We start from the raw sequence: 12,045 nt of genomic DNA, 5'->3' as shown, positions 1-12,045 counted from the left end.
ACCGCCGGCACGCCACTGTGCGACGAAGGTCAAATTCTGGTACGCGTACGCTGGGGGCCATGCCTGCCGAAGAGCCGCTGTTCCGGGTGACCCGGGGCGTACCGACCGCCGAGGACCTGGCCGCCCTGGTCGGCGTACTCGTCGCGCGGACCCGCCCCGTCGCGGCGCCCGCCCCGGCCGCCGTCTCGGCCTGGGCCCGCAGCGGCCGCCCGACCGGCGCGGCGCTCGCCGCCGGTCCCGGCGCATGGCGCGCCTCCGGCCTGCCGCGCTGACCCGGAGCCGCCGTACGGGGCTGACGGGTGTCGCGGGGAGCGGTTAACCTCACTCAGGGAGACGGCGCCGTGACGGGTAGGGAGGGCCATGATCCCGGAGGAGGACCTGCCAGCGCCCTGGTTGCGTGGCTACGGCGGCATCGAGGCGGACATCCGCCAGATGCGTGAGTTCGCCGACAAGCTCCAGGCCGAGGTCGAGCGGAACTACGCGCCGCACCTGTCGTACATCGCGGACGACATGAAGGCCCCGATCCCCAACCCGGCCGACGCGTTCGTCGAGCTGGTGCAGTTCCTCCAAGCTCACAACGAAACCCAGCAGGCCACCGTCGCGATGGTCTGGTCCGTCGGCGGCGCCACCGGCCACCTGGCCGCCGCCGCCGATCGGATCGCCACCCAGTACGCCGACGTCGACGCGTTCGCCGCCGCCCGCGTCTCCGACGTGGAGCATGCCCTCGCCGACCCCGGCACCGCCGCGCCGGCCCGACCCGCGCCCATCCTGCTCGATCCCACCAGCCCCGAGAGCGGGGCGGCGCGGCGGGTGCTGCCGTGATCGAACGGGGCAGCGGCCGGACGTCCGGCCTCACCGACTGGCACCTGATGGACCTGCTCAGCATGTGGGCCTGCGTGCAGGACCACGACACCACCGGGCACTGGAAGCAGGTCGCCGGCTGGCGCAAGGTCTGTGACCTCGCCCAGGCCCACCTGGGCCGCCTCCAGGAGTACCGACGCGGCCTGGCCGAGGCGTGGCCGCCGGCCACCAACGCCGCCGCCCGGACGTACCTCGCCGAGCTCGACGACCTGATCGAGAAGGTGCAACACACCCACGACGCGGCCGCCGCGAACTACGACGCACTCGCCGCCGCCACCCGCGCCATCAGCGGCGCCCGGGTGGAACTCAAGCCGCTCTACGAGGAGTACGTCGACAAGCTCCAGCAGAAGCGGACGTACGAGGCGACGCTCGCCGACCCCAAGGCGGTGATGGGCAGCCGGGTACCCGACAAGCCGGTGACCGACGCCGACCTGGAACGGCTCAACGTTCAGGCGCGGAGCCTGATGTACGGACTCAGCGGCGAACTACAGCAGGCACAAGTAATGCTCCAAAGGCCGCCGCCTTCCAAGCCTGGGCCAAGGGTCGACGATGCTGCACCTGAAGGCCCGTCGGGAGCTAACGTTCCGGTCATCCCACCAATCGTCCCGGTACCGATGGCAGCGGCAGGCAGCACTACACCCTCGGTCAATCGGCCGGCGTCGGCAGTGCGGCCAGCGCTTACACGAACCAGCCTGGGTGTCGGGCCGGTGTTGGGCGGGGCCCCGGGCCTGGTACCGACTCCGGTCAAGCCTGGCCCGCCAGCCGTGACGCCACCGGGCCCGCCCACCCCAGCGCCGGAAATCGGACTACCCACGCCCTCGCATCCGGTTTCTGGATCGTCGGACCGCAGTGCGGCCCCGGGATCCCGCGGCGGCCAGACCGAACCCGTCGGCCGCGCCATGTCGGGTGGAGCGAATGGAGCAGCACAAGTGGCACCGCCTTCCCGGCCCATGCCGCCAGGCGGCCTGATCGGCGGAGCGCCCGGAATGGGGATGGGTCACCCGGGCGGCGCCAATCCGGCGCGCCGCGTTAACCCTGTCGGCGGGATAATTGGAAGCGGTGCCGGTACCGCGCCGACCGGCGGAGCTGGCACTCGCCCGGGAGTTGGACGCGGTAACCTACTCGGCGGTATGCACGGAATGCCGCCGATCAACGGCGCCCCTAGCACGGGCAGCACCTCCAGAACCGTTGGGACGCCCGGACGGCCGGGCCGCAAGCAAGATGAAAGTGAATTGCGCCAATGGGATCCAGACAATCCCTGGGAGACGCAGCAAGGGGTGAGCCCGGTAGTCCGCCCGCCAAACGAGGAAGGTCCTATCGATCCGGGCCCAGCCATCGGATTCGGTCGTTGAAGCCACAGTTCGCCTGGACCGCTGCCGCAACGCTGGCAACGCTGAGCCTGTCGACAGTGGCCCTGCTCCCGGCTGGGCACGTAAGCGCCGTACCGCGCCCCGAAGGTTTTGAACGGATCCGAGGGGATCAGTGGCACCTGCGTTACCTCAAGGTGGCCGAGGCACATCGAATCAGCCAAGGCGAGGGGATCGTCGTCGCAGTACCGGACACTGGCGTCGATCCACACCCAGACTTACGTAACAATTTGTTGCCCGGTAAAGACATCATCTCCGGCGGCCATGGTAACGGCCAACAGGACCAGAATAGCCACGGCACCGGCATGGCCGGGCTGATCGCCGCCCACGGCCGCAAGGGAGGCGTTGGAGCTCTGGGAATCGCACCTAAGGCCAAAATTCTCCCTCTTTACGACACCCCAAAAAACGGCCTTGGTGAGGCTGATGACCTTGCAGCAAGTATCGAGTACGCGATTCTCCAAGGCGTAGACGTAATTAGCGTCTCTGCCACGAGCAGCCCAACCGTCCCGCTACAGCAAGCGATTAAGGCTGCCCTCAACGCAAACGTTGTCGTAGTTGCCGGTGTTGGCAATTGGCCTCGCGAGGGCGCAATTGGCTATCCTGCTAGCCACCCCGGCGTCATCGCGGTTGGCGGCGTCGATCGAGCCGGTAACCATGCACAGGTTTCGGTGATCGGCCCCGGAATCGACGTCGTCGCTCCAGCCGTGGACATCTATAGCACGAGCATCGACGGCAAATACCGCAAAGGCACCGGCACCTCCGATGCTGCAGCGATGGTCGCGGGGGCCGCAGCGTTGATACGGGCAAATTATCCCTACCTTTCGGCTGAAGAGGTCGCTCACCGTCTCACTGCCACCGCTGTAGACAAGGGCCCGCCGGGTCGGGACGACGAGTACGGGTACGGCGTCGTCGACTTGGTCGCGGCTCTGACCGCAGACGTACCGCCGTTGGGATTCGATGCAGTGGCAACTCCGCCAACTGAGGCGGCACCACCGCCTGGCTCGCAGGCTGGCCCTGTCATCTCTACTGATGGCGGGCGACGGGCACGAGGCCGCAACAGCACAACACGCCAGCTAGTCGTTCTCGGTGTCCTTGCGGCCGGCGCGGGCGCTTACGCGCTAATACAGCGGCGTCGTCGGCGCGGTGACGACCCGCCTCCACGCATCAGCAGGTGACCAGAGTCCACGCCAGCCGGCCCGAGGCGCTCTCCCCGGCACCATGGCGGCGACATCGCGCCATCCCACTCGCCGGACACCGCCACATCGGCGACATTGGGCCATCCCGCGGTTCGGATACCGCCATGTCGCCGACATGGGGCGCAGGGCCGGCGCAGGGCCGGCGCAGGGCCGGCGCAGGGCCGGCGCAGGGCCGGCGCAGGGCCGGCGCAGGGCCGGCGCAGGGCCGGCGCAGGGCCGGCGCAGGGCCGGCGCAGCGCCGGCGGGCCGGTGCCCGGCCCAGCGCCGGCGCCACCCGCCCAGGAGGTCGGGCCGGCGGTCGGGCGGCCGGGCGGGCGACCCGCCGAGGGGGCGTCGGGGTACGGACCACCAAGCGCCAAGGATCAGCCGGTAGCGTCGGCGGCGTGCCGAACTCGATGCCGCTCCGTCTCGTGCTCGCCTCGGCGAGCCCCGCCCGCCGCAAGCTGCTCCAGGCCGCCGGGATCGAACCCGACGTGCTGGTCAGCGGGGTCGACGAGTCCCAGGTGGTCAGCGAACACCCCGAGGACCTGTGCCTGGAGTTGGCCCGGCTGAAGGCGCAGGCGGTCCTCGACCGGCTGCGGTCGTCCCCGGACGAGCGGACGCTGGTGCTGGGCTGCGACTCGGTGCTCGGCTTCGACGGCGAGATCCTCGGCAAGCCGGCGGACGCGGCGGACGCGACCCGACGATTGAAGCGCATGCGTGGGCGCAGCGGGGTGCTGCACACCGGCCACTGCCTGATCGACGTGTCCAGCGCGTCCCGCGCCGAGGCGGTCGCGTCGACCACCGTCCATTTCGGCGATATCGGCGACGACGAGATCGCCGCGTACGTCGCGACGGGTGAGCCGCTCGCGGTGGCCGGCTCGTTCACCATCGACGGGCTGGGCGGGGCGTTCGTTGCGGGGATCGAGGGTGATCCGGGGACGGTGGTCGGGCTGTCCCTGCCGCTGCTGCGCCGGCTGCTCGGGGAACTGGACCTGCGGATCACCGATCTGTGGACGAAGGTCGCGCCCGGCGGCCAATCGGTCGAGCCACTCGTTTAGCGTCCGGTCATGAGCACCAAGACCCTGCCGCTGACCCCGGAACTGCACGCGTACGTCGTGGCCCACGGCGCGGCACCGGACGACGTGATGCGCGACCTGGCCGAGGAGACGCGCGCCGCGCTACCCGCCGAGGCGAGGATGCAGGTCGCGCCCGAGCAGGCCGCACTCCTGACCTTTCTCACCCGGGCACTCGGGGTGCGGCAGGCAGTCGAGGTGGGGACGTTCACCGGGCTGTCGGCGCTGGCCATCGCCCGGGGGCTGACCGAGGGCGGGCGGCTGACCTGCTTCGACATCTCCGAGGAGTACACCGGCATCGCCCGGCGGTACTGGGAGCGGGCCGGCGTGCAGGAACGGATCGAGCTGCGCGTCGGCCCGGCCGGGGACACGCTGCGCGAACTGCCGTACGAGCGGCACCTGGACCTGGCGTTCATCGACGCGGACAAGGTCGGCTACCCGGTCTACTGGGCCGAGCTCGTGCCCCGGATGCGTCCGGGCGGGCTCATCGCGGTCGACAACACGCTGCGCGGGGGCCGGGTGCTGGCCCCGCAAGACGCCGACGACCGGGCCATCGCCGCGTTCAACGACGAAATCATGGCCGACGTCCGGGTGGACGTGGTGATGCTGCCGATCGCCGACGGCGTCACGCTCGCCCGCGTGCGTTGATCGACTCCATGTCGCCGACGTGGGGGCTTCCGCCAACCGGTGACACCGCCACGTCGGCGACATGGCGCACCCCGAGGCCGCCCGCGGCCCGCAGCGCGCGGCCGAGTCGCAGGGCGAGCAGCACCGCCGCCGCGATGAACCCCGGCAACAGGAGGAAGGCCAGGTGCGGGCCGACCGAGTCGGCCACCCAGCCGAGCGCCACCGGCGCGATCCCGAAGCCGACCCCCATCGAGTACGACGCCCAACCGGCCGCCTTGTCGGCGGAGGGCCCGGCGGCGGCCAGGGCGATCGCGATCGCCAAGGGGTAGTGCAGCGCGTTGCCGAGGCCGAGCACGACGAGCCCGCTGACCGCCAGCCAGCCGATCGGGGCGGTCCAGAAGACGGCGAACCCGGCGAGGGAGACCGCGAGCGCGACCAGCAGCAGCGGTACGGACGGGTAACGCAGGGCGGCCCGGCCGCCGACCAGCCGGCCGAGGAACATCCCGGAGACGATCGCGGCGACGGCTGCCGAGGCGGCCCCGGCGCCGAGCCCGGCGTGCGAGCGGAGCACGTCGGCGGTCCAGAGCGACAGGCACACCTCGATCGACCCGGTGACGGCCATCAGGACCCAGGCGATCCAGTACGCCCGCGGCAGGGCTCCCCCACCCGCCCGCGGCGCGGCAGCCGGGGCGGTGAGCGGAACGGCCGGAGCGGTGGACAGAACAGCCGGAGCAGCGGACGGAACAGGCGTGGCACCGGACGGAACTGGCGGGGTGCTGGAGGGAGCCGGGGCTGGGGTCGGGGCGGCCGGGCCGGGCAGCCGTACCCGGAAGATCAGGGCGGCGAGGGCGACCAGCGCGATCAGGCCGACCTCGACGGCCATCACCGGCCGCCAGCCGAGCCCCGCGTCGACGGTCGACCCGATGACCAGCGGGGCGAGGATGCCCATGCCGGCGCAGGCGGCATTGGCCTCGGTGAGGGCGGCGGGAGCGGCCGGCCCGTGGTGAGCGGTGAGCACGACGCTGACCCCGCTGATGACCATCATGCCGAAAGTGGCGGTCACGACGACGGCGGCGAGGGTGGCGGGCAGCGCCCGGAGGGTGCCGAACGCGGTTACGCCGGCGGCGACCCCGGCGAGGCCGAGCCAGATGGCCGGGCCGCGGCCGACGCGGCGGGCGACCGGGGGGAAGAGCGCCCCGCCGAGCATCGCACCGACGGCGATGGCGGTGCTGTGCAGGCCGGCGACGGCTGCGCTGGTGCCCTGCTCGTCGCGCAGCAGCGGGACGACGGGGCCGAAGCCGTACAGGAAGAAGCCCCACAGGCCCAGCTGGGCGTAGGTCAGCCAGGTGATCTTGTCATGGGCGAGGCGGGGCACGGGCGTTTACGCTACGCGCGCCGGACCCGCGCCCCGTCCCTCGTGAGAGCCAACTCTCGCCGCTCGTTCGCGCGGCGGTGCGTAGGGGCGCCCCGCACCCTCAGCGGACGCTGCGGGCGAACTGGCGGGCGGCCCAGACGACGCCGGCGGCGGCCAGCACGGCGACGATGGTCAGCCCCTGCCACACCTTGTCGTCGCCGAGGTCTCCGGCGAACAGGGCCCTGGTGCCGTCGACGGCCCAGGAGAACGGGTTCCACTCGGCGATGCCCTGGAGCCAGCCGGGGGCGAAGGTGAGCGGCAGCAGGATGCCGGAGAGCAGCAGCACCGGCTGGGCCACGGTGTTCATCAGCGGGGCGAGCGCGTCCTCGCTCTTGACCTTGAGCGCGAGGCCGTACGAGACGGCCGCGGTCATCAGCGCGATCAGGGCGAGCATCAGGTACGCCAGCAGCAGGTCGCCGATGAACACCCGCAGGTCGAACAGCAGGGCGAGCAGGGTGATGATGACGGCCTGGACGAGCAGCGACACCACGTCGCGCAGGGCCCGGCCGAGCAGCAGGGCGACCCGGCTGACCGGGGTGACCCGGGACCGCTCGATCACCCCGGCGCGCAGCTCGGCGATCAGGCCGAAGCCCTGGAACATGCCGCCGAAGATGGCCAGCAGCACGAGGAGGCCGGGCACGAAGATCTTGTACGCCTCGGCCTGCGTCGGCGCGCCCAGCGCCGGTTTGAGCAGCGGGGCGAACAGCAGCAGGTACATCACCGGCTGGAATACGCCGACGAAGACCCAGACCGGGTTGCGCAGCAGCAGCTGCATCTGGCGCTGGAAGATCAGCCAGGTGTCGCGGGCGAGTTTCATGGATTCTTCTCCTGGGACGGGCGCGCCCCTCGGCGCGCTCCTGGAACGCTCGCGCCCCGGCGGCGCCGAGGCGGCGGACAGGCGGTGCGCCGAGGCGGCGGACAGGCGGTGCGCCGAGGCGGCGGACGGGCGACGGACGAGCGGCGGACGAGCGGCGGACGAGCGGCGGACGAGCGGCGGACGAGCGGCGGACGAGCGGCGGCTTCAGGACTCGCGCAGCGAGCGGCCGGTCTTGGTGAGGAAGACGTCGTCGAGGCTCGGGCGGTGCAGCTCGATGGAGTTCAGGGCGAGGCCGCCCTGGTCGAGCCGGCGCAGGATCTGCGGGATGGCCGTCGCCCCCTCGTCGACGAAGAGGCGCAGGCCGCCGCCGTCGGCGGTCTCCAGCTTGGTGACGTACGGCTCGGCGTCCAGCAACTCGGCGGCCCGCGCGGTGGCGTCGGCGTCGAGCCCGACGGACACCACCTCGCCGGAGATCTCCCGCTTCAGCTCGGCCGGGGTGCCCTCGGCGACCACCTCGCCGTGGTCCATGATGGCGATCCGGTCGCAGAGCGCGTCCGCCTCCTCGAGGTAGTGCGTGGTGATGAAGACGGTCATCCCCTCGGCGCGCAGGCGGCGGATCTCGTCCCACATGTGGGCGCGGCTCTGCGGGTCGAGGCCCGTGGTCGGTTCGTCGAGGAAGACGATCCGTGGCTCGTGGATGATGCCGAGGGCGATCTCGACCCGCCTGCGCTGGCCGCCGGAGTAGGTCTTGCACTTGCGGTCGGCGTACTCGGTGAGCTGGAAGGCGGCCAGCGCGCGCTCGGCCCGGCGGTGGGCCTCGGCCTTGCCGATGCCGTACATCCGGGCGTGCAGGACCAGTTCCTCCCGGGCCGTGGAGTCGTTCCAGGTGCTGCCGCCCTGGGCGACGTAGCCGATCCGGCGGCGCACCTCGGCGGGGTTGGCGCGCAGGTCGGCGCCCGCGATGGTGGCCTCGCCGCCGTCCGGCTCGATCAGGGTGGCCAGCATCCGCAGCGTGGTGGTCTTGCCGGCCCCGTTCGGGCCGAGGAAGCCGAAGATCTCGCCCTCGGCCACCTTCAGGTCGACCCCGCTGACGGCGTCGACCGTCCGCTTCTCCCGGCCGGCCCGCGAGCGGAACGACTTCCGCAGCCCCCTGGTCTCGATCATTTGCGCTCCTGGTCGTCCGTGGCCGGACCTGGCCGGCCGTTCCCCGGGGACGCCACGCAGGAGGTGGCCCCGGAACGTCCCACCGAGGCTAACGCGATATAGCGTTTTTAGTCAACGTTGATTATTACGCGTTGCCGTCGGCGCCCCCGCCGGACCCGGCGTCCAGCCCGCCCCACCCCGGCGCGTTGGCCAGCCGCTCCGGCAGGTACGGCACGCCGGACTCGATCAGGTCGGCGACCCGCTCGCACCAGGCGGCCTCCGCCTCGCCGCGGGCGATCCACAGCTCGTACATCCAGGTGACGCCGATCGGCTTGGACTCCCGGATCCAGGCCGACTCCATCGAGGCGCGGGCCGTCTCGTTGTTGACCCGCATCACCTGGGCCCGGGCGCGCAGCGCGGCCGCCGCCTCCTCGCGCGGCAGGGCCGGCAGAAACGCGAAGGCGGCCACGAACGGGTCGGCCGCCTGGTGGTTGCCCCACCACAGGTCGCGCAGCAGGGTCTCGAACTCGTCGATCCCCTTCGGGGTGATCTCGTAGGTCGTCCGCGCCGGGCGGGCGCCGACCTGCTCGGTGGCCACCTCGCGCAGCAGCCCCTCCTGGGTGAGCTTGCGCAGCGCGTGGTAGACCGAGCCGGGCTGCACGTTCGCCCACTTGTCGGCGCTCCAGCTGAGCAGCTCGCGGCGGACGTCGTAGCCGTGCACCGGCTGCATCCACTTCACGAGGCCGAGAATCATCATCCGGGTGGCAGACACCGGAGAAGCGTATTAGACAAGTTTGACTATCGCTCGGGGACAGTGCGCGATCCCACCCTGATCGATCGTTCAGCGCCGGGGAGGGTGGCCGATACACTCCCGGTCAGTAACCCCTCGGGAGGAGCCCAAGGTGCGCAAGGTACTCATCGCCAACCGCGGCGAGATCGCCGTCCGCGTCATCCGCGCCTGCCGCGACGCTGGTCTGGGCAGCGTCGCCGTCTACGCGGACTCCGACCGGGACGCCCTGCACGCCACCCTCGCCGACGAGGCGTACGCCCTGGGCGGCGACACGGCCGCGGACAGCTACCTGCGCATCGACAAGCTGATCGACATCGCGGCCAGGGCCGGCGCCGACGCGGTGCACCCCGGCTACGGGTTCCTCTCCGAGAACGCCGACTTCGCCCAGGCCGTCATCGACGCCGGGCTGACCTGGATCGGCCCGACCCCGCAGGCGATCCGCGACCTCGGTGACAAGGTCACCGCCCGGCACATCGCCCAGCGCGCGGGCGCGCCCCTGGTCCCCGGCACCCCCGACCCGGTCGGCAACGCCGACGAGGTGATCGCCTTCGCCGTCGACCACGGCCTGCCGGTGGCCATCAAGGCCGCCTTCGGTGGCGGCGGGCGTGGGCTCAAGGTGGCGCGCACGATGGAGGAGATCCCGCACCTGTTCGAGTCGGCCACCCGCGAGGCGGTCGCCGCGTTCGGCCGGGGCGAGTGCTTCGTCGAGCGGTACCTGGACAAGCCCCGCCACGTCGAGGCGCAGGTCCTCGCCGACCAGCACGGCAACGTGATCGTGGTCGGCACCCGGGACTGCTCGCTGCAGCGCCGGCACCAGAAGCTGGTCGAGGAGGCCCCCGCGCCGTTCCTCACCGACGCCCAGCGCGCCCAGATCCACGACTCTGCCAAGGCGATCTGCCGGGAGGCCGGCTACCACGGCGCCGGCACCGTGGAGTACCTGGTCGGCGCGGACGGCACGATCTCCTTCCTGGAGGTCAACACCCGGCTCCAGGTCGAGCACCCGGTCACCGAGGAGACCGCCGGCATCGACCTCGTCCGGGAGCAGTTCCGCATCGCCGACGGCGAGAAGCTGCGCCACACCGAGGACCCGACCCCGCGCGGGCACGCCATCGAGTTCCGGATCAACGGCGAGGACCCGGGGCGCAGCTTCCTGCCCGCCCCGGGCACCGTCACCGCGCTGCGGCTGCCCACCGGCCCAGGCGTCCGGGTGGACACCGGCATCACGGCGGGCGACGTGATCGGCGGCAACTTCGACTCGCTGCTGGCCAAGGTGATCATCACGGGCGAGACCCGCACCGAGGCGCTGGAGCGGGCCCGCCGGGCGCTCGACGAGATGGTCGTCGAGGGCATGGCCACGGCGCTGCCGTTCCATCGCCTGGTCGTCCGCGACGAGGCGTTCACCGCCGAGCCGTTCACCGTGCACACCCGCTGGATCGAGACGGAGTTCGACAACACCGTGCCGCCGTTTTCGCCGGCCGGCGGCCCCGCCGAGGCGCCGGCCGAGCGCGAGACCGTCGTGGTCGAGGTGGGCGGCAAGCGGCTGGAGGTCACCCTCCCCGCCGGCCTCGGCGCGGGTACGGCCGCCGCGGCGCCCGCCGTGCGGAAGCCGGCCCGGCGGGGCGGCGGGGCCAAGGCCGGCGCGGCGGTCGGCGGCGACACGCTCGCCTCTCCCATGCAGGGCACGATCGTCAAGATCGCCGTCGCCGACGGGGACACGGTCGCCGAGGGCGACCTCGTGGTCGTGCTGGAGGCGATGAAGATGGAGCAGCCGCTGCACGCCCACAAGGCCGGCACGGTCAGCGGCCTGTCCGCCGAGGTCGGCGCGGTCATCCCGGCCGGGGCCGCGATCTGCACCATCGCCTGAGGCACCGGCTCAGCGGAGGGCCTCGGCGGCCGCCGCGTGGACGGCGTCGGTGAGCGCCCCGAGCACCGCCGAGTCCAGCCGCCAGTGCTGCCAGTACAGGGGGACGTCGACGGTCCGCTCGGGGTCGAGGTCCACGCACGCCCCGCAGGCCAGGTCGGCGCGGGCGAGTTGTTCGGGTACGAGGCCCCAGCCGAGCCCGCGCCGGATCGCCTCGCCGAACGCCGGCACGGACGGCACGTAGTGCACGGGCGGGTCCAGGTCCCGCCCGGCCACCGCCCGCAGGAACCGGTGCTGCACCCGGTCCTTGCGGTCGAAGACGACCACCGGCGCCTCGGCGAGGCCGGACGCGGTGAGGCCGTCGGGGAACCAGTGGTCGACCAGCGCGGGGGTCGCCAGCGCGCGGTAGCGCATCGCGCCGAGCCGGCGTACGCGGCAGCCCTGCACCGCCTCCCGCTGGGCGGTCACCGCCGCCATCACCGAGCCGTCCCGGAGCAGCTCGGCGGTGTGGTCCTGGTCGTCCTGCCGGATGTCGAAGGACAGCGCCAGTTCCCCGGGCAGCCGAGCCAGCGCGCCGACGAACCAGGTGGCGAGCGAGTCGGCGTTGACCACCACGGGGACCCGGGCCCGGGTACGCGCCCCGCCCAGCGGGCTGCGCGCGTCGGCCAGCGCCTCGCGCTCCAGCAGGACGAGCTGACCGGCGAGCCGGAGCAGGGGGCGGCCCGCCGCGGTCACCCGGCACGGCCGGGACCGGCGGACGAGGACCTGCCCGACGGTCTCCTCCAGCGACTTGATCCGCTGGCTCACCGCCGACTGCGTGACGTGCAGCAGCCGGGCGGCGCCCTCGAAGCTGCCCTCGGCGGCCACGGCGGCGAGCGTACGGAGCTGGGTGGAGTCGAGACCTTCCATCAGCA

12 protein-coding genes are annotated in these 12,045 nt (G+C 72.4%); 7 read left to right on the top strand and 5 right to left on the bottom strand.

Annotation, left to right across the window (positions count from 1 at the left end; translation table 11 throughout):
• The first annotated feature begins 59 nt into the window (after positions 1 to 59).
• The 6 genes from JD77_RS16480 (at position 60) to JD77_RS16455 (ending at position 5,127) form a co-directional block, all read left to right on the top strand.
• Positions 60 to 272, top strand: a complete 213-nt coding sequence (locus JD77_RS16480; RefSeq protein ID WP_145775189.1) for an acyl-CoA carboxylase epsilon subunit — start codon at positions 60 to 62, stop codon at positions 270 to 272.
• A gap of 88 nt (positions 273 to 360) precedes the next feature.
• Entirely contained in the window at positions 361 to 822 is a 462-nt protein-coding gene (locus JD77_RS16475) for a hypothetical protein (RefSeq protein ID WP_145775188.1), read from the top strand.
• Positions 819 to 2,213 carry a hypothetical protein gene (locus JD77_RS16470; RefSeq protein ID WP_145775187.1) on the top strand — a complete coding sequence of 465 codons (1,395 nt, stop codon included), beginning with the start codon at positions 819 to 821 and terminating at the stop codon, positions 2,211 to 2,213. Before JD77_RS16475 ends, JD77_RS16470 begins: the two co-directional genes overlap by 4 nt.
• Complete coding sequence (locus JD77_RS16465; protein ID WP_387226029.1) at positions 2,210 to 3,403, top strand: S8 family serine peptidase; 1,194 nt, start codon at positions 2,210 to 2,212, stop codon at positions 3,401 to 3,403. The genes JD77_RS16470 and JD77_RS16465 overlap by 4 nt, the downstream gene beginning before the upstream one ends.
• Before the next feature lie 404 nt (positions 3,404 to 3,807).
• Positions 3,808 to 4,464 (top strand): Maf family protein, encoded by a 657-nt coding sequence (locus JD77_RS16460; RefSeq protein ID WP_145775185.1) that lies wholly within the window; start codon positions 3,808 to 3,810, stop codon positions 4,462 to 4,464.
• 9 nt (positions 4,465 to 4,473) lie between these two features.
• Complete coding sequence (locus JD77_RS16455; protein WP_145775184.1) at positions 4,474 to 5,127, top strand: O-methyltransferase; 654 nt, start codon at positions 4,474 to 4,476, stop codon at positions 5,125 to 5,127.
• On the opposite strand, the gene JD77_RS16450 is transcribed toward JD77_RS16455, so the two are convergent.
• The 4 genes from JD77_RS16450 to JD77_RS16435 form a co-directional block, all read right to left on the bottom strand.
• Positions 5,105 to 6,481 (bottom strand): MFS transporter, encoded by a 1,377-nt coding sequence (locus tag JD77_RS16450; RefSeq protein WP_145775183.1) that lies wholly within the window; start codon positions 6,479 to 6,481, stop codon positions 5,105 to 5,107. The genes JD77_RS16455 and JD77_RS16450 overlap by 23 nt on opposite strands.
• Before the next feature lie 100 nt (positions 6,482 to 6,581).
• On the bottom strand, positions 6,582 to 7,337 hold the full coding sequence (locus JD77_RS16445; protein ID WP_145775182.1) for an ABC transporter permease: 756 nt from the start codon (positions 7,335 to 7,337) through the stop codon (positions 6,582 to 6,584).
• A gap of 204 nt (positions 7,338 to 7,541) precedes the next feature.
• Positions 7,542 to 8,501 (bottom strand): ATP-binding cassette domain-containing protein, encoded by a 960-nt coding sequence (locus tag JD77_RS16440; protein ID WP_145775181.1) that lies wholly within the window; start codon positions 8,499 to 8,501, stop codon positions 7,542 to 7,544.
• Between the two features lie 124 nt (positions 8,502 to 8,625).
• Entirely contained in the window at positions 8,626 to 9,237 is a 612-nt protein-coding gene (locus JD77_RS16435; RefSeq protein WP_145777619.1) for a PadR family transcriptional regulator, read from the bottom strand.
• Positions 9,238 to 9,382: 145 nt separating this feature from the next.
• Between JD77_RS16435 and JD77_RS16430 the strand changes: the two genes are divergently transcribed.
• Positions 9,383 to 11,134 carry an acetyl/propionyl/methylcrotonyl-CoA carboxylase subunit alpha gene (locus JD77_RS16430; RefSeq protein ID WP_145775180.1) on the top strand — a complete coding sequence of 584 codons (1,752 nt, stop codon included), beginning with the start codon at positions 9,383 to 9,385 and terminating at the stop codon, positions 11,132 to 11,134.
• Positions 11,135 to 11,143: 9 nt separating this feature from the next.
• Here JD77_RS16430 and JD77_RS16425 read toward each other — a convergent pair whose 3' ends face one another.
• A complete protein-coding gene (locus tag JD77_RS16425; protein WP_145775179.1) occupies positions 11,144 to 12,040 on the bottom strand; it encodes a LysR family transcriptional regulator ArgP in 897 nt (298 codons plus the stop codon).
• Between the last annotated feature and the right edge of the window lie 5 nt (positions 12,041 to 12,045).

The sequence above is a fragment of the Micromonospora olivasterospora genome (genome assembly GCF_007830265.1).
In the GTDB taxonomy this organism is placed as follows: domain Bacteria; phylum Actinomycetota; class Actinomycetes; order Mycobacteriales; family Micromonosporaceae; genus Micromonospora; species Micromonospora olivasterospora.
This window is presented reverse-complemented; position numbering and strand designations above follow the sequence as displayed.